The organism is Actinomadura alba (genome assembly GCF_014323705.1).
GTDB lineage: Bacteria > Actinomycetota > Actinomycetes > Streptosporangiales > Streptosporangiaceae > Actinomadura_C > Actinomadura_C alba.
In genome coordinates this window covers 1-16,322 of the sequence record NZ_JABVEC010000004.1, presented here as the reverse complement: position 1 = coordinate 16,322, position 16,322 = coordinate 1, and the positions used below count along the sequence as shown (strand labels likewise).

Genomic DNA, 16,322 nt, shown 5'->3' with positions numbered 1-16,322 from the left:
ACCTTCGACAAAGTGCGGGGCGGACGCCCTTCACCTTAGTGACACTTCGGCGCGACCGGTGCCGGGCCCGGTGACCCACGCTCTAGCAGTCACAAGAGCAGCAGTCGCAGCAGTCACAACAGTCACAGCAGTCGCAGTGCCGGCTGCACCAGCACCGGTCGCCGCAGTCCCCGCCGTGGTGCTCGCTCCAGTCGGGCTGCCAGAGCCCGCAGGTGCAGCCCACCACCGTCCAGGCCAGGCAGAGGGCCGGCAGGCCGGGCCGCGGTGGCCGGCGGTGCGGGGGACGCGAGTCGGGCTGGTGCGGGTGCGGAGGTTGCGGCCCCGGCGGGTACGGCCCGGGACCGTTCGCGGCCTCCGCGAACACGTGGTGCACCGAACGCCGCATCTCCCGGTCCAGCAGCGCCTTGATCAGCCGCCGGCTCTCCAGATCCAGATCGGCCACGGCCAGCCGCAGGCCGTGCAACGCGGCGTCGCAGTGACGGCGCGCCTCGTCGAGATCGACGCCCGTGGCGAGCAGTGGGTTGTAGGCGCCGGTGGCCCGGTCCTCAGCGAGATCCTCGACGGCGTCGATCAGGTGGGCGATCCGGCCGAAGTACCGCCCGGCCTCGGCCAGCGTCTCGGCGTTGTGCGGCTTGCCCGCCAGCACGGCGGTGTGCGCGAAGGCCGCCGCCACAGCGTCCTCCGTCGGCGCGGTCAGCTCGAGCAGGCTCCGGCCGGGTGCCGACTCGAGCGCGCTCTGCCGGTCGACCACATCGCGCAGCACGGCCGGGTCGAAGCCGGTGGCCGCGCTCGTGCGGCCCCCGGCGGCGTCCCAGCGGTCGGCCACCCGCCCCGCGGCCGCCGCGACGAGCCTCCGGGCGTACACGCCGTCGCGGTCGGCCACGTGATCGCGGATCTTCCCCGCGGCCAGCAGCAGTGATACGGCGGCGGCCAGGCGCGCCCCCTCGGCACGCGCGTCCACGACCTCGGCGGCGCGGAGGCCGCGCAGCGCGCACGGCCCGGCCTTACGGCGCGGGGAACGGTCCGCGCTCTGCGCCTCGACCAGCACCGACACCAGCAGCCCGTCATAGTTGGTCACCATCCGGGCGGCCTGGCCGTGCTCGGTGCGCAGGGTCAGGCAGAGCCCGCATAGGTGGGCCATCCAGTCCTTGAACAGCGATCCGCACATCCCGTGCCTGCACGGGCGGACGACCCCGAACATCTGTACCCCGTCCTCGCCTCAGAGCCCTACGCAGTTGAGGGCACGTCGATAGGCGGCGAGGCGCGGCGCCTCGGCTCCCGTCTCACCGAACAGCTCGGCCAAGTCGAACCACGCCTGGGCCGCCTGGCGGGTGGACTCCATGGTCTCCAGGTGCGTCGCGGTCTGGGTCAGCACGCCCACCGCCTCGGTGCGCAGGCCCAGCCGGACGTAGGCCTCCCCGAGCACCGCGAGGGCCCAGGCGGCGGCCCGGCGGGGTGAGTCGCCCAGCATCTCGACCGCCTGGCTGGCCAGTTCGACGGCCTTCTCGGGGCGCCCGAGGACGGTCTCGGCCTGGGCCAGCGTGGTGAGGCACCACGCCACGTCGATCTCGCTCGCGGCGCTGGCGGCGATGTCGTCCCTGGTCCGCAGCAGCAGCTCGTGAGCGTGCTGGGCCTGGTCCGGCCGGGCGCGCAGCAGGAGGCCGGCGAAGGCCAGGCGCAACCGGCAGAGGTTGCGGGGATCCTCCTGCTCGCCGTGCAGCGCGAGCGCCCGCTCGACCCAGGCGATCCCCTCGTCGTACTCGCCGCGCATCTCGGCGACGTAGGCGGCCTCCCAGTAGGCCCAGATGCGCGCCCGGGGGCTGCCGATCCGCTCGGCACGCTCGATCAGTTGACCGGCCAGCTGGTGGGCCCGGACCAGGTCGCCGCGCACGATGAGCGCCGCGAGCAGGGTGGCCGCCAGATGCACCGCGGTGTCGGTCGACTCCGACCCCACCGCCGTGAGCTGGCGCAGCGCCTCTTCGGCGAGGCGCACGCTGGCGCTGACGTCACCTCGTTCGCGCAGGCACCGGCTCAGCGCGACGTGCACCCTCGCCCAATGATCACGATCGGTCTCGAGGGACGCGACCTCCTTCAGTCTGTTGAGCTCGGTGATCGCGGGCTCGAGCTGGCCATCGGCCTCCAGTGCGAGCGCGTGCCCCCACCGGGCCTGGTGCATGAGGTCCGGCAGTGCCGCCGCGTCGGTGCTCTCGAGCACCTCGGCGAAGCGGGCGCGCGCCTCGGCCGCCGCGCCGTTCTGCAGTGCGATCTCGGCGTAGTCGAGGGTGACCCGCAACCCGTCGACGACCTCCTCGCTGACTCCGCTCACCAGATAGGTGGGCGAGCAGTGCAGCTTGGTGGCCAGCAGCTCGACCACGCTCGGCGCCGGAACCCGCTTGTCGCTCTCGATCAGCGAGATGTAGCTGTCCGACAACTCCGGAAAGGCGAGCTGAGCCTGACTGACTCCTTGCCGGATGCGCAACATCCGGATGCGCTGACCGAAGGATTCCTGACCGTCCACGAAAACTCCTTTTCGCCCAGGACGACCATCCTGTATGACCTACGTCGCCCGCAAGGCCAAAAACAGGTCGACACGGTCCTCGAATGTGCTGAGATCCCGTCCGGTCAGTTCCCCGATCCGCCCGATCCGGTAGCGCAGCGTGTTCACATGGATGTGCAAGCGGGCGGCGCACCGGCTCCAGGAGCCGGAGCAGTCCAGGAAAGCCTCGAGCGTGGGCACGAGTTCGGAGTGGTGCTCGCTGTCGTAGTCCCGTAGCGGGCGCAGCAGCCGGTCCCGGTAGGACTCGCGCACCGTGGCGGGGACGTTCGCCAGCAACAGCGCATGCGATTGGGCCTCCTCGCTCGTGGCGACCCGGAGCCGGCCCGCACGCCGGCCCGCCAGCCTTCTGGTGTGGCGCGCCTCCTCGACCGCGCCGCGCAGCGCCGCGGGTCCCTCGGCGGGCCCGCTGACGCCGACCGCGAGTCCCTCGCCCGCCAGCGCGGGTTCAAGGAACAGCGACGCCGCCCGCATCGTGGCCACGACGTCGGCGATCCCGGCGGCCGGCACGAAGGCGATCGCCTCGCCGCGCAGCCCGCCGACCACACCGCCCGCGCCGTACAGCAGTTCTTCGAGCACCACGCACGCGAGTTCGTCCGGATGCGGCACCTCACCGACCGTGGCCGACACCGCGACGTACGGCTCCCCCGGAGAGAGCCCGCAGAGCCGCATCCGCGCCGCCACCTCTCCCGGATCGACCGGCCGGGCGGACGTGGGCGCTCCGGCAGGTCCGGGTGCTCCGGCAGGTCCGGTCGATTCCGCCGGACCGGCCGGCTCGGCGAGTTCGGCCACCATCCGGCGCTCGACCCGGCGCCCCTCCTCGACCCGCGCGCGCTCGAGCGCCGCCAGCGCGGCGAGTTCGTGGACCGACTCCGTGATCTCGTCGCCGGCGTGACGCAGGTCGCCCTCGCAGGCCAGGAAGCGGCCGGCCACCCGGTGCCGCGCCTGGGCGCCCACCAGCAGCAGCGTGTACGTACGGCCGGCGCGCACCACGTGCGGCAGCCGGTCGGCGGTGAGGTAGCCGGCGGCCAGCGTCCGCGCGTCGTCGGCGGGCGGGCCGGTGGCCGGGCCGGCGACGACGTGACCGGTGGGGGTCACGATCCAGCAGCCGCGGCCGATGTCCTCGCGGCTCACGGCGAAGACGGCGTCGAGCCCGGCGCCCTCGGCCATGCCGGCGAGGAGACGGCGATGCCGGCCGATCGCGGTGGTGAGACCGGCGGTGCGCTCGGCCATCAGCCGCCGGGTGACGACCTCGCTGACGGTGCCGAAGGAGATCTCCTCGGGTATCTCGATCAGCGGCAGCCCGCGCTCGCGGCACGCGGCCACGATGTCGGGCGGCACGTGGCCGTGCACGGCGGTTCCCACCCCGAGAGCCGACACTCCGGCGTCGACGAGCGTCGCCACCAGCCAGTCCGGGTCCTCGTGCCCCTTGCGCCACATCAACCCGGTCAGCACCAGCTCGTCGCCGGTGAGGTATCGGCCGGGCAGCACCAGTTCGGTCGTGTAGACCCATCGGATCGGGCGATCCAGTCCATGGTCCCCGGTGCGCAGCACGAGCCGCAACTCGCCTATGTCCAGGAGATCCCGCAACAGCACCGGATCAGGCTATCGACCGCCCGATAGGCGCACATGGGGGTCTTTGTAGGAATCTCCAGGCCACCGGCCGCCACGGCGCGCCCGGTTCGTGAGATCCGCCGCTGGTGGAGCTCCGCCCGTCCTGCTGTACTGGCTTGATGACCGGCCGACCACAGGGCGTGGAATGGCTCAATGAGCTCTCCGAGCACGACGCCGAGCACGAGCTCATGAACTGCTGCGGGTCGAAGGCCTGGGCGGCCGCCGTCGCGGCGGCCCGTCCCTTCGCCGACGACGCGGCCCTCGCGTGCACCGCCGGCGAGGCGCTCTCGGCTCTCGGCTGGGCCGACGTGGAGCAGGCCCTGGCCCGTCACCCCCGCATCGGCGACCGGCCGAGGGGCGTGGATCGCGAGGCGGCCTGGTCGCGCGCTGAGCAGTCCGGAGTGATCGACTCCGACGGCGAGGTGGCCGGGGAACTGCACGAGGGGAACCTCGCCTACGAGGAGCGGTTCGGCCGGGTGTTCCTCATCTGCGCGACCGGGCTGTCGGCCGAGGAGATGCTCGCGGCACTCCGGGACCGCCTGACCAACGACGACGCCCGCGAACGGACGATCGTGCGCGAGGAGCTGTGGAAGATCACCCGACTGCGCCTGACGAAACTGCTGGAGCGGCCCCAGTGACACTGAGCACGCATGTCCTCGACACCGGCCGGGGCCGGCCGGCCGCCGGAGTGCCGGTCCGGCTGGATCGCTACGAACGCGATACCTGGCGGCCACTCGCCCAGGACGTCACCGACGACGACGGGCGCCTGGGCGATCTGCCCGCGCCGGAGGCCGGGACCTACCGGCTGCGGTTCGGCACCGGCCCGTACTTCGCCGCCACCGGAACACAGACCTTCTATCCCGAGGTGAGCGTCGTCTTCGCCATCTCGGACCCGGGCGAGCACCACCATGTCCCACTGCTGGTCAGCCCGTACGGCTACTCGACCTACCGGGGCAGCTGATGGGCATCACGCTGGGGCCGAACCAGTACGGCAAGGCGGAGACCCGGGTCGTACGGGTGAACCGGCACGGCGACCACCACGAGATCAAGGATCTCAATGTGAGCGTCGCGCTCTCGGGCGAGATGACGGCCGTGCACCTCACCGGCGACAACGCCGCCGTGCTCCCGACCGACACCCAGAAGAACACGGTGTTCGCGTTCGCCCGCGAGCACGGCATCGCCTCGGCCGAGGCGTTCGGGCTGCTGCTGGCCCGGCACTTCGTGCGCTCGCAGCCGACCGTCCACCGGGCCCGGGTGAGCGTCGAGGAGTACGCCTGGGACCGCATCCCGGTAACCGGCCACTCCTTCGTCCGGCGCGGCCAGGAGGTCCGCACCGCCCGCGTCGCCCACGACGGCGAACGGACCCACGTCGTCTCCGGGCTGCGGGACCTGACCGTGCTGAACTCCGCCGGGTCGGAATTCTGGGGCTTCCTGAAGGACGAGTACACGACCCTGCCGGAGACCCGGGACCGGATCCTCGCCACCGTGGTGAACGCCGAGTGGCGCCACACCGATCTCGGCACTGCGTGGGACACGTCGTACGGCACGGTCCGGGGGCTGCTGCTCGAGGCGTTCGCGGGCACCCACAGCCTGTCCCTGCAGCAGACGCTGTACGCGATGGGCCGCAGGGTGCTCGAGGAGTGCCCGTCGATCTGCGAGGTCCGCCTGTCGATGCCCAACAAGCACCATTTCGCCGTCGATCTGGAGGCGTTCGGCCTGGACAACCCGAACGAGGTGTTCCACGCCGCCGATCGCCCGTACGGCCTCATCGAGGGATCGGTACTGCGCGACGACGTCCCCGCGGCCGAGGAGGCCTGGTGGTGAGGGGCAGATGAGCATGGAGTTCCTGAGGCCCGCGACCTGGGCGGAGGCCCTCGCCATGAAGGCGGAGCGGCCGGACGCGCGCCCGATCGCGGGAGGCACCGACGTGATGGTCGAGCTGAACTTCGACCGGACCCGTCCCCCGGCGCTCCTCGACCTCACGGCGATCCCCGAACTCGCCACGTGGAACACCGATATCGTGCCCGGCTGGATCCGGATCGGCGCGGGCATGACGTACACGCGGATCATCGAGGAACTGGGCGGGATGTTCCCCGGCCTGGCCATCGCCGCGCGCACGGTCGGTTCGCCGCAGATCCGCAACCGGGGCACGATCGGCGGAAACCTCGGCTCCGCCTCCCCCGCAGGAGACCTCCTTCCCGTCCTCCTGGCCAATCGGGGTGCCGAGGTATGGGTGGAGTCGGTGCGGAAGAAGGCGGGGCCGTACCCGGTATACGACTTCTTCACCGGGCCCAAGCGGAACCTGCTGGCGCCGGACGAGCTGATCCGCGAGGTGCGGATGCGGGTGACGCACGGCCCTGAGCAGTTCGCGAAGATCGGCACGCGCAACGCGATGGTGATCGCCGTGTGCTCGTTCGCATTGACCTTGGATCCGGGGGAACGAGAGGTGGGAACCGGGATCGGCTCGGCCGGCCCGACGCCGCTGTTGGCGTTCGACGCCGGGGAGTACCTGGCCGGGGAGCTGGACTGGGAGGGAGCCGGCCCGCTCGACGACCGGGTGGCGCGGCGGTTCGGCGAACTCGTCGCGGCGGCGGCGAATCCCATCGACGACGTGCGCGGCACCGCCGAGTACCGCCGCCACGCGCTGTCGGTGATGGCGCGGCGCACGCTCGGCTGGGCCTGGGCGGACTACCGGAAGGGGGCGGCGGAATGCGCGTGACGTTCACCGTCAACGGTGAAGAGCGGGTGGTCGACGACGTGTGGGAGGGCGAGTCGCTGCTGTACGTCCTGCGCGAGCGGTGCGGCCTGCCCGGCTCCAAGAACGCCTGCGAACAGGGCGAGTGCGGGTCGTGCACGGTCTATCTGGACGGCACCCCGGTGTGCGCCTGCCTGGTCGCGGCCGGCCAGGCGGAGGGCGGCACGGTCCGCACGGTGGAGGGCCTCGCCGAGGGCCACCGGCTCGACCCGCTGCAGGAGGCGTTCGTCGAGTGCGGCGCCGTGCAGTGCGGGTTCTGCACACCGGGTCTCATCGTCGCCGCCCACGACCTGCTCGCCCGCACCGACGGCGTACCCGCCGACACCGAGATCCGCGAGGCGCTCGCCGGCAACCTCTGCCGCTGCACCGGATACGAGCAGATCATCGAAGCGGTCCGGCTGGCCGCCGGCCGCGGGGCGGGTCCGTCATGACCACGCGGCTGGAGAGCGGCGTGCGCGGCGGCATCGGGGACAGCCCCGTCCGGCCGGACGGCAACCTCAAGGTGACGGGTGAATTCGCCTACTCCTCCGACCTGTGGATGGACGGCATGCTGTGGGGGGCCACACTGCGCAGCCCGCACCCCCGCGCGCGGATCACCTCCGTCGACCTGACCGAGGCGGTGAAGCTCCCCGGGGTGCACGCAGTGCTGACCCACGAGGACGTCCCCGGTGCGCGCTGCTACGGCCTCGACCACCGTGACCAGCCCGTCCTGGCCATCGACCGGGTGCGCTACCAGGGCGAGGCGATCGCCATCGTGGCCGCCGACCATCCCGAGACCGCCCGCCGAGCGTGTGAGCGGATCGTGGTCGGCTACGAGGTCGAGGAGCCGGTGACCGACGCCCGCCGGGCCGCGCTCGACCCCGCGTGCCCGAAGGTGCACGAGAGCGGCAACATCGTGCGCCACCAGCCCGTACGGGTCGGCGACGCTTCGGCCGCGACCGCCGACGTGGTGGTCACCGGCGAGTACGAGGTCGGCATGCAGGACCAGGCCTTCCTCGGCCCCGAGTCCGGGCTCGCCGTGCCCGCCGAGGACGGCGGCGTCGATCTCTTCGTCGCCACCCAGTGGCTGCACGTCGACCAGGAGCAGATCGCCGCGTGCCTCGGTCTGCCCGCCGAGCGGGTGCGGCTCACGCTCGCTGGGGTGGGCGGGGCCTTCGGCGCCCGCGAGGACCTTTCGATGCAGATCCACGCGTGCCTGCTCGCGCTGCGCACCGGCCGGCCGGTGAAGTTCGTGTACGGGCGGGAGGAGTCCTTCTTCGGCCACGTGCACCGTCATCCCGCCGTGCTGCGCTACGAGCACGGCGCCACGAGCGACGGCCGGCTGGTCTACGTCCGGGCCGAGATCATCCTGGACGGGGGCGCGTACGCGTCGTCGACCCCGGCCGTGGTCGGCAACGCCGCCTCCCTCGGCGCGGGCCCCTACAACGTCCCGAACGTCGCCATCGACGCCTATGGCGTCTACACCAACAACCCGCCGTGCGGCGCGATGCGGGGCTTCGGGGCGGTGCAGGCGTGCTTCGCCTACGAGTCCCAGATGGACCGGCTCGCGGAGGCGTGCGGCCTCGATCCGGTCGAGGTCCGCATCCGCAACGCGCTGAGCGAGGGGTCCACGATCGCCACGGGCCAGGTCGTCGACATGCCGGCACCCCTGACCGACCTGCTGGAGCGGGTCCGCGCGTTCCCGCCGCCCGCCGCGCGGATCACCGGCGAGGACGGGCGCCCGGACCTGCTCGGCCTGCCCGGCGGGGTCGCGAACACCACCCATGGCGAGGGCGTGGTCCGCGGGGTCGGCTACGGGATCGGCATCAAGAACATCTGCTACTCCGAGGGCTTCGACGACCACTCCACCGCCCGGGTGCGGCTGGAACTGGTCGGCGGCGAGCCCGCCGTGCTCGTGCACACCGCCGCCGCAGAGGTGGGCCAGGGCCTGGTCACGCTCCAGGCGCAGATCGCCCGTACCGAGCTCGGCGTCGACCGGGTCACGGTCGCCCCGGCCGACACCGCCGTCGGCTCCGCCGGCTCCTCCAGCGCGTCGCGTCAGTCGTACATGACCGGCGGCGCGGTGCGCGCCGCCTGCGCGGCCGTGCGGGCGCGGGTCTTCGCGCTCGCGGGGCGGCATCTGGCCGCCGAGGGGCGGGGCGGCCGGGTGCCCGCCGATCTCGCGCTCGCCGACGGCAAGGTGGTGTCGGAGTCCGAGGGCGTGATCGCCACGCTGGCCGAGATCCTGCACGCGGAGGCGGTCGAGGAGACCCGGGAGTTCCGCCACCGGCCCACCCGGCCGATGGACCCCCTGACCGGGCAGGGCGACTCGCACACGCAGTTCGCCTTCTGCGTGCACCGGGCGGTCGTCGACGTCGACGTCGAGCTCGGGCTGGTCAAGGTGGTGGAGCTGGCCGCGGTGCAGGACGTCGGCAGGATCCTCAACCCGGTCGCGCTGCGCGGCCAGATCCTGGGCGGCAGCGCTCAGGGCCTGGGCCTCGCGCTCATGGAGGAGATCCAGGTGCGGGACGGCGTGATCCGCAACCCGTCCTTCACCGACTACCTCATCCCCACCATCCTGGACATGCCGCCGATGCGGACGCAGGTACTGGAGCATCCCGATCCGCACGCCCCCTACGGTCTGCGGGGCGCCGGCGAGCCGCCCACCCTGTCGTCGACCCCGGCCGTGATCGCGGCGGTGCGCGCCGCCACCGGCAGATCGCTCACTCGGGTGCCGGTCCGGCCCGAGCACATCACCGGGCACGCCATGGATAAGCCGTCCGACCTGGGTTGATCGGGCGACCACGGGCACATCCGGCCGGCCGGGGCGGCCGCGGGCGTCCCGAGCGCCCGCACGATGTCGATCGGTCTCAACACCAATGGGGCGTTACGTGGTGTCAAATAGTTCCGTTGTCGCGTATGCAGAAGACGAACACTTCCCCGGTGAAAGGCATCGACAGTGGTCTCCGCAGACTCCCCATCTGGGGCCCCGTCCGATGGGCACGTCCTGGTGTCCCCTGACAAGTTCAAGGGGTCGCTGAGCGCGCCGGAGGTGGCCCGGCACATCGCGGCCGGCCTGCGCCGCGCCCGCCCTTCGGTGCCGGTGACCCTGCTGCCCGTCGCCGACGGGGGCGACGGCACGGTCGAGGCCGCCCTGGCGGCCGGCTACGGCAGGGTCGAGCTGGAGGTGTGCGGCCCCACGGGCCGGCCGGTCCGCGCGGCCTTCGCCGTCAACGGCGACACCGCGGTCGTCGAGCTGGCCGAGGCCTCCGGGCTGCGTCATCTGCCGGACGGGCGGCCCCAGCCGCTGACCGCGACCAGTCACGGCACCGGCCAGCTCCTCGCCGAGGCCGTCCGGCTCGGCGCGCGCCGCGTCGTACTCGGGCTCGGCGGCAGCGCCTGCACCGACGGCGGCGCGGGCATGATCCAGGGGCTGGGCGGCCGGCTGCTCGACGCGCATGGCAGCGACCTGCCGCCCGGTGGCGCCGCCCTGCGGTCTCTGCACGCGCTCGACCTGCGCGGCCTGGCGAACCTGTCCGGCATCGAGCTGATCATCGCCAGTGACGTCGACAATCCGCTGCTCGGCCGCGAGGGCGCAGCCGCCGTGTACGGCCCGCAGAAGGGGGCGAGCCGCGACGACGTGCGCGTGCTGGATGCGGGCCTGCGCCGGTGGGCCGACCTCGCCGAGGCGGCGTCGCGCCGGGCGGTGAGGGACAAGCCGGGCGCCGGGGCGGCCGGTGGCGTGGGCTTCGCGGCGCTGGCCCTCCTCGGCGCGTCCATCGAGCCGGGCATCACGTTCCTGCTCGACCTGCTGGGCTTCGCCGACCGCGCCAAGGGCGCCCGCCTGATCGTCACAGGCGAGGGGTCACTCGACACGCAGAGCCTCCGCGGCAAGGCGCCCATCGGGGTGGCCCGGGCGGCCGCCCGGGTCGGCATCCCGGTCGTCGCGGTGGCCGGCCGCCGCAGCCTCACGGGGGAACAGCTGCGCCGCGCCCGCATCCAGGCGGCCTACGCCCTCACCGACATCGAACCCGACGTGGAGCGTTGCATCAGCCAGGCCGGCCTGCTGCTGGAACAGCTGACCGTCGCCATCGCGGACGAGTGGCTGCCGAACTGATCTGCGGCCGGCGGCTGACGTACGGCGGCATGGCGCGCGAACCCGGCCCACCACGGGGCGGCCGGAACAACCGGGACAACCGCGACGACCTGCGCGAACACGCCGATCGTCTTACACCCTGTCAGCAAGTCGCCGGAGGGCCGTACATGCTGCATGTGGCATGTCCCCACGGGGAACAGCACGCTGAAGGGGATGACTAGCACCCGCTTGGGAGGATCCACGTGAAGGTCGGCGTTCCGTGCGAGATCAAAAACCACGAATACCGGGTAGCGATCACGCCGGCCGGCGTGCACGAACTCATTCGTCACCAGCACGACGTCTTCGTCGAGCGCGGCGCGGGGCTCGGTTCCTCCATTCCGGACGAGGAGTACATCGCCGCCGGGGCCAAGATCCTCGATTCGGCCGACGCCGTGTGGGCCGAGGGTGAGCTGATCCTCAAGGTCAAGGAACCCATCGCCGACGAGTACCACCGGATGCGGCGGGGCCAGACCCTCTTCACCTACCTGCACCTCGCCGCTTCGCGCGCGTGCACGGACGCGTTGCTCGGGTCCGGCGTGACCTCGATCGCCTACGAGACGGTGCAGCTGCCGAACCGGTCGCTGCCGCTGCTCGCACCAATGTCCGAGGTCGCGGGCCGGCTCGCGCCCCAGGTGGGGGCCTACAACCTGATGCGCTTCAAGGGCGGTCGCGGCGTACTGCCCGGCGGAGTGCCGGGCGTGGCCCCGGCCCGGGTCGTGGTGATCGGCGGGGGCGTGTCCGGGCTCAACGCGGCGCAGATCGCGGTCGGCATGGGGGCCGAGGTCACGATCCTCGACGTCAACGTCGACCGGCTGCGCCACATCGACGCCATCTACCAGGGCCGGCTGAAGACCCTCGTCTCGAGCCGCTACGCGATCGAGCAGGCGGCGCTCGAAGCCGACCTCGTGATCGGCGCGGTACTGATCCCCGGCGCGAAGGCACCGACCCTGATCTCCAACGAGCTCGTGTCACGCATGAAGCCCGGCTCGGTTCTCGTCGACATCGCCATCGACCAGGGCGGCTGCTTCGAGGACTCCCGGCCCACCACGCACGCCGACCCCACCTACAAGGTGCACGACTCGGTGTTCTACTGCGTCGCCAACATGCCGGGATCGGTGCCGAACACCTCGACCTACGCGCTGACCAACGTGACGCTCCCCTACGCGGTCGAGATCGCCGACAAGGGGTGGCAGGCGGCCTGCCGCGCCGACAAGGCCCTGGCGCTCGGCCTGCACACCCACGACGGCGTGCTCACCCACGAGCAGGTCGCCGAGGCGCACGGCATGTCCTACACCCCAGCGGAGTCGGTCTTCAGTTCTTGATCGTCTCCACGATCTCGCGAGCCGGGATGAGTTCATGGGCGAACTGATCATCGTGCGGCACGGGGAGACGGAGTGGAGCCGGGCCGGGCGGCACACCGGGCGCACCGATCTGCCGCTCACCGAGCGTGGTGAGGTGGAGGCCCGCGCCCTCGCCCAGCTGCCGGCCACCCGGAAGATCATCAGAGTCGTCTGCAGCCCTGCCCGTCGAGCCCGGCGCACCGCCGAGCTCGCCGGGCTGGCCGGGCCGGCCGGGCTCGCGAACATAGAGATCGACGAGGATCTGTGGGAGTGGGACTACGGCGGCTACGAGGGCCGGACCAGCCCGGAGATCCGCGAAGAGCGGCCGGGCTGGTACCTGTGGAGCGACGGCGTCGTGCCGGGTGACGTCGAGCATCCGGGTGAGAAGGTGGAGCGAGTCGGCGAGCGCGCCGACGCCGTGCTGGCCAGGGTCCGGCCGTCGCTCGCCGAGGGCGACGTCGCTCTCGTCGCGCACGGTCATGTGCTGCGGGTGCTCACCGCGAGATGGCTCGACCTGGAGCCCGCCGCCGGCCGCCTGTTCGTACTCCGCACCGGGACACTGTCGACGCTCGGCACCGAGCACGACCGGCCGGTCATCACCTCCTGGAACGTCCCGCCCGACCCTCTGCGGCCCTGGCGATAGTCCCTGCGGGCATGGGGCCGGCCCGTCCCGCCTCGCCTGCCCTGGGCCAATACCCCCGCGGGGTTAGGTAGTCTCAATACCGCATAATGGTTGGGTTCCAGCTGACGAGCGCGAGGCAGAGATGGCAACGGCCGACCGACCCACCCGCGGCTACACCGCGACCAAGGATCAACTGACCACGCGGCTGCGGCGCATCGAGGGCCAGGTCCGCGGCATCGAGCGCATGGTCGAGGACGACCGCTACTGCATCGACGTGCTCACCCAGATCAGCGCGATCCAGGCGGCACTCGACAAGGTGGCGCTCGGTCTGCTCGACGGCCACGTCCGCCACTGTGTCCAGGAGGGCACCGAGGCGGGCAAGTCCGAGGAGATGACCACCGAGCTCATGGCCTCGGTCGGCCGGCTGCTTCGGCGCGGCTGACCACCTTGGCCGGCCGCGCGCACGCGGCCGGGGGCTACGAGGCGAGCGCCAGAGACTCTGCGGCGGCCCGCTCGAGGGCGCGCGCCCGCTTGGCGTCGGGCGAGTAGCGCAGGGACTCGGGGATGAGGCGCGTGCCGCGATGGAGCGCCTTCAGCGTCAGCGTCGCGGTGAGGTCCGAGGTCGGCAGGCCCGGCAGGCCGTACATGCGGCGGGCCCAGCGCGGCAGCGTGGCGACCGTCAGCGTGGCGATGCCGGGGGCGGCCAGCTTGAGCGGCAGCATCGCGCGCGGCACATCCGGGTTGAACAGCCGCCTGAGCCCCTGACGCGCCTCTTTGCAGGCCCAGATCCGGGTCCGCATCTCGTCGTAGTAAGCCTTCATCTCGGCCACCGACGCGGGCACGGTGGCGGGGTCGAGACCGACGACCTCGGCGGACCGGCGCTGCTCGTCGACGAAGCGATCGGCGTCCTCGCGGGTCAGCGGCACCCCGGCACGGCGCGCCACGTCGAGGTAGGAGTCCACCTCTCCCATGTGCACCCACAGCAGGTTCTCGGGGGCGTCTATCGGGAAGGTCTCGCCGGTGCGCAGGTCGAGCCCGGTCAGCTTGGAGTGCAGTTTGCGCACGCGGCGGCCTGCCCGCTCGACCTCGTCCGTGGTGCCGTACGTCCGCACCCGGACGAACTCGATCGTGCGACCCATCCTCGACCAGGCGGCGCCCGAGTCCATGAGATCGGAATTCTGCGCCGTCCCCCACATGGACTGAGGGTGAAGGGCCTGGATCAGGAGCGCGCGCAGCCCGCCCACGATCAGCACGGGCTCGCCCATGACCCGCCAGGTCACCGAACCCGGTCCGAACAGTCCGTAGTCCTCGCTCACCGCGCCAGCCCCCCTGCCCCGACGGCCTCCACCGCTTCCAAGTTCCGCATGCAGGTCCCGCATACAGCGTTATTACCTACATATTACCCAGTTATGACCTCAGTCACACGGCCGTAACATCGGCGCATGACGTCCTGGACTGCGGATCATGTGTCAGAGGCGGCCGGCGACGATCGAATCGGCCGGGCCGGGCCGGGAGGGCGCCGGGGTCAGTCGCTCTCGTCCTCGGCCGTCGTCGTCTGCTCGCTGAGCCAGCCGAGGTAGTCAGCGCTGCCGGCGACGACCGGGGTCGCGATGATCTCAGGGGTGTCGTAGGAGTGATTCTCCGTGATGAGTCCCGCGAGTTCCTCGAACTGGTCCGCCGTGGTCTTGAAGACCACCATCCACTCCTCGGCGGACTCGATCTCGCCCTCCCACCAGTACGTGCTGGCGATGGGGCCGACGAGCTGAGCGCACGCGGCCAGCCGTTCCCGCACCGCGGACTTGGCCAGCGTGGCCGCCTCCTGCCGGGAGTCCGTCGTCGTCGTCACCTGAACGTAGGCCTCGGTCATGCGACACCCCCCTTCTCCGCATGATCGTAGCCCGCGAGTCCCCGTCTGAACCGTTTTAGCTCCAGAACTCTGTCGTGACCGTGGTCGCCATTGGTGACCGGGACTTGTCCACCGACCCCGGTCTTCTGTAGACAAACTCCATGGCCTCACGGCCGGTGGCGGGCTCGCCCGCACCCGGTCACCGTGATCAACTACCTAGCGAGGTGTGGATGGCCCCCGAGCGGTCAGGGGACGCGGCGCTCTCCGGCATCAGAGTCATCGAGGTGGGCGCCTACATGGCCGCCCCGTTCGCCGCCATGCAGCTCGCCGACCTCGGCGCCGAGGTCGTGAAGGTGGAGAATCCCGGCGGCGGCGACCCGGTCCGCGCCACAGGTCCCTTCGTGGCCGGGGAGAGCTCGCCCTTCGCCCGGCTCAACCGCAACAAGAAGTCGATCACCCTGGACCTGAAGTCGGCGGCGGGCAGGGAGGCCATGCTCCGGCTGGCCCGGAGCGCCGACGTCCTGGTGGAGAACCTGCGGCCCGGGGCGCTTCGCCGGCTCGGGCTCGGTTACGAGGACCTGCGGGCCGTCAATCCGGGGCTGGTGTACATCTCGATCTCGGGTTGGGGGCAGGACGGCCCGCTCGCCGATCTCGCCGGGCTCGACATCATGGCTCAGGCCCGGGGCGGGCTCATGAGCATCACCGGAACGCCGGACGGCCTGCCCGTCAAGGTCGGCGTGCCCGTGTGCGATCTCGTCTGCGGGCTCTACGCGGCCCTGTCCGCGCTCTCGGCGCTGCGGGCCCGCGACCTCACTGGCGAGGGCCAGTTCGTGGACCTGTCCCTGTACGAGGCCGGCGTATCGCTGGCGATCTGGGAGGCCGGCAAGTACTTCGCCACCGGCGAGGTCGGCCGGCCCCTCGGTTCCGCGCATCAGAGCACCGCCCCGTACCAGGCCGTCCGCACCGCCGACGGCTGGTGCACGGTGGGAGCGATCTCGCCCAAGACATGGACCGGGCTGTGCGGGGCGCTCGGCCTGACCGACCTGCTCGCCGACGAGCGGTACGCCGACGCGCACGACCGGCACACCCTGCGGGACGAGCTGATCCCGGCCATCGAGGCGGTCACCACCACCCGGACCACCACCGACGTGGTCGCCGCGCTCGAGGCGGCGGGCGTGCCGTGCGCCCCGATAGCCGACTACGGCCAGGTGTTCACCGACGACCATCTGACGCGGCGCGGCTTCTTCTGGGACGCCGAGCACCCGGTCATGGGCGACGTACGGCAGCTCGGATCGCCGATGCGGCTCTCCGCCACCCCGCCCCGGCACGGCGCGGCCGGCCCGCCCCTCGGCGCGGACACTGCGGCGGTCCTGCGCGACCTCGGCTACACCGACGACGAGATCGCCCGGCTCCGGTCTCGGCCATGACGACACTTCGTCCGTTGACTCGTGGCGTGTCGGGCTCCCTGGCGGGTTCG

The 16,322-nt window shown here is 72.0% G+C and carries 16 protein-coding genes; 11 read left to right on the top strand and 5 right to left on the bottom strand.

Going from position 1 to position 16,322, the window contains the following annotated elements:
* Positions 1 to 82 precede the first annotated feature (82 nt).
* The 3 genes from HKK74_RS07355 to HKK74_RS07345 are packed head-to-tail and all read right to left on the bottom strand — an operon-like array spanning position 83 to position 4,150.
* Positions 83 to 1,201: a DUF5685 family protein gene (locus HKK74_RS07355; protein ID WP_187242335.1), complete on the bottom strand. Its 1,119-nt coding sequence runs from the start codon at positions 1,199 to 1,201 to the stop codon at positions 83 to 85.
* A gap of 18 nt (positions 1,202 to 1,219) precedes the next feature.
* Positions 1,220 to 2,518: a helix-turn-helix domain-containing protein gene (locus tag HKK74_RS07350; protein ID WP_312881320.1), complete on the bottom strand. Its 1,299-nt coding sequence runs from the start codon at positions 2,516 to 2,518 to the stop codon at positions 1,220 to 1,222.
* Between the two features lie 39 nt (positions 2,519 to 2,557).
* Positions 2,558 to 4,150, bottom strand: coding sequence for a PucR family transcriptional regulator (locus tag HKK74_RS07345; RefSeq protein ID WP_187242334.1), 1,593 nt, complete (start codon positions 4,148 to 4,150; stop codon positions 2,558 to 2,560).
* A gap of 137 nt (positions 4,151 to 4,287) precedes the next feature.
* Between HKK74_RS07345 and uraD the strand changes: the two genes are divergently transcribed.
* From uraD to HKK74_RS07295, 10 genes are all read left to right on the top strand, one after another.
* Complete coding sequence (uraD, locus tag HKK74_RS07340) at positions 4,288 to 4,806, top strand: 2-oxo-4-hydroxy-4-carboxy-5-ureidoimidazoline decarboxylase (RefSeq protein WP_187242333.1); 519 nt, start codon at positions 4,288 to 4,290, stop codon at positions 4,804 to 4,806.
* A complete protein-coding gene (uraH, locus tag HKK74_RS07335) occupies positions 4,803 to 5,129 on the top strand; it encodes a hydroxyisourate hydrolase (RefSeq protein WP_187242332.1) in 327 nt (108 codons plus the stop codon). The genes uraD and uraH overlap by 4 nt, the downstream gene beginning before the upstream one ends.
* On the top strand, positions 5,129 to 5,992 hold the full coding sequence (gene pucL / locus HKK74_RS07330; protein ID WP_187242331.1) for a factor-independent urate hydroxylase: 864 nt from the start codon (positions 5,129 to 5,131) through the stop codon (positions 5,990 to 5,992). Before uraH ends, pucL begins: the two co-directional genes overlap by 1 nt.
* Positions 5,993 to 6,005: 13 nt before the next feature.
* Positions 6,006 to 6,887: an FAD binding domain-containing protein gene (locus HKK74_RS07325; protein ID WP_187242565.1), complete on the top strand. Its 882-nt coding sequence runs from the start codon at positions 6,006 to 6,008 to the stop codon at positions 6,885 to 6,887.
* The gene (locus tag HKK74_RS07320; RefSeq protein WP_187242330.1) at positions 6,878 to 7,354 is read left to right on the top strand and encodes a (2Fe-2S)-binding protein; all 477 of its coding nucleotides are present in this window, start codon (positions 6,878 to 6,880) and stop codon (positions 7,352 to 7,354) included. Before HKK74_RS07325 ends, HKK74_RS07320 begins: the two co-directional genes overlap by 10 nt.
* Complete coding sequence (gene pucD / locus HKK74_RS07315) at positions 7,351 to 9,696, top strand: xanthine dehydrogenase subunit D (RefSeq protein ID WP_187242329.1); 2,346 nt, start codon at positions 7,351 to 7,353, stop codon at positions 9,694 to 9,696. Before HKK74_RS07320 ends, pucD begins: the two co-directional genes overlap by 4 nt.
* A gap of 216 nt (positions 9,697 to 9,912) precedes the next feature.
* On the top strand, positions 9,913 to 11,019 hold the full coding sequence (locus tag HKK74_RS07310; protein ID WP_187242328.1) for a glycerate kinase: 1,107 nt from the start codon (positions 9,913 to 9,915) through the stop codon (positions 11,017 to 11,019).
* Positions 11,020 to 11,240: 221 nt separating this feature from the next.
* Entirely contained in the window at positions 11,241 to 12,359 is a 1,119-nt protein-coding gene (ald, locus tag HKK74_RS07305; RefSeq protein WP_187242327.1) for an alanine dehydrogenase, read from the top strand.
* Positions 12,360 to 12,393: 34 nt separating this feature from the next.
* Positions 12,394 to 13,020 (top strand): histidine phosphatase family protein, encoded by a 627-nt coding sequence (locus tag HKK74_RS07300; protein WP_187242326.1) that lies wholly within the window; start codon positions 12,394 to 12,396, stop codon positions 13,018 to 13,020.
* A gap of 121 nt (positions 13,021 to 13,141) precedes the next feature.
* Positions 13,142 to 13,441, top strand: a complete 300-nt coding sequence (locus HKK74_RS07295) for a metal-sensitive transcriptional regulator (protein ID WP_187242325.1) — start codon at positions 13,142 to 13,144, stop codon at positions 13,439 to 13,441.
* Between the two features lie 34 nt (positions 13,442 to 13,475).
* On the opposite strand, the gene HKK74_RS07290 is transcribed toward HKK74_RS07295, so the two are convergent.
* Together HKK74_RS07290 and cutA are read right to left on the bottom strand one after the other, a co-directional pair.
* Positions 13,476 to 14,315, bottom strand: a complete 840-nt coding sequence (locus tag HKK74_RS07290; protein ID WP_312881318.1) for an oxygenase MpaB family protein — start codon at positions 14,313 to 14,315, stop codon at positions 13,476 to 13,478.
* A gap of 209 nt (positions 14,316 to 14,524) precedes the next feature.
* Complete coding sequence (gene cutA, locus HKK74_RS07285; protein WP_187242323.1) at positions 14,525 to 14,866, bottom strand: divalent-cation tolerance protein CutA; 342 nt, start codon at positions 14,864 to 14,866, stop codon at positions 14,525 to 14,527.
* A gap of 209 nt (positions 14,867 to 15,075) precedes the next feature.
* Between cutA and HKK74_RS07280 the strand changes: the two genes are divergently transcribed.
* Positions 15,076 to 16,272, top strand: a complete 1,197-nt coding sequence (locus HKK74_RS07280; protein ID WP_187242322.1) for a CaiB/BaiF CoA transferase family protein — start codon at positions 15,076 to 15,078, stop codon at positions 16,270 to 16,272.
* The last annotated feature ends 50 nt before the right edge of the window (positions 16,273 to 16,322 follow it).

Excerpts from the sequence above, each read along its gene's own strand:
- pucL (WP_187242331.1), top strand. The coding sequence starts at position 5,129 with ATGGGCATCACGCTGGGGCCGAACCAGTACGGCAAGGCGGAGACCCGG.
- HKK74_RS07320 (WP_187242330.1), top strand. The coding sequence starts at position 6,878 with ATGCGCGTGACGTTCACCGTCAACGGTGAAGAGCGGGTGGTCGACGAC.
- HKK74_RS07300 (WP_187242326.1), top strand. The coding sequence starts at position 12,394 with ATGGGCGAACTGATCATCGTGCGGCACGGGGAGACGGAGTGGAGCCGG.
- HKK74_RS07295 (WP_187242325.1), top strand. The coding sequence starts at position 13,142 with ATGGCAACGGCCGACCGACCCACCCGCGGCTACACCGCGACCAAGGAT.
- HKK74_RS07280 (WP_187242322.1), top strand. The coding sequence starts at position 15,076 with ATGGCCCCCGAGCGGTCAGGGGACGCGGCGCTCTCCGGCATCAGAGTC.
- uraD (WP_187242333.1), top strand. The coding sequence starts at position 4,288 with ATGACCGGCCGACCACAGGGCGTGGAATGGCTCAATGAGCTCTCCGAG.
- HKK74_RS07325 (WP_187242565.1), top strand. The coding sequence starts at position 6,006 with ATGGAGTTCCTGAGGCCCGCGACCTGGGCGGAGGCCCTCGCCATGAAG.
- pucD (WP_187242329.1), top strand. The coding sequence starts at position 7,351 with ATGACCACGCGGCTGGAGAGCGGCGTGCGCGGCGGCATCGGGGACAGC.
- HKK74_RS07355 (WP_187242335.1), bottom strand. The coding sequence starts at position 1,201 with ATGTTCGGGGTCGTCCGCCCGTGCAGGCACGGGATGTGCGGATCGCTG.
- cutA (WP_187242323.1), bottom strand. The coding sequence starts at position 14,866 with ATGACCGAGGCCTACGTTCAGGTGACGACGACGACGGACTCCCGGCAG.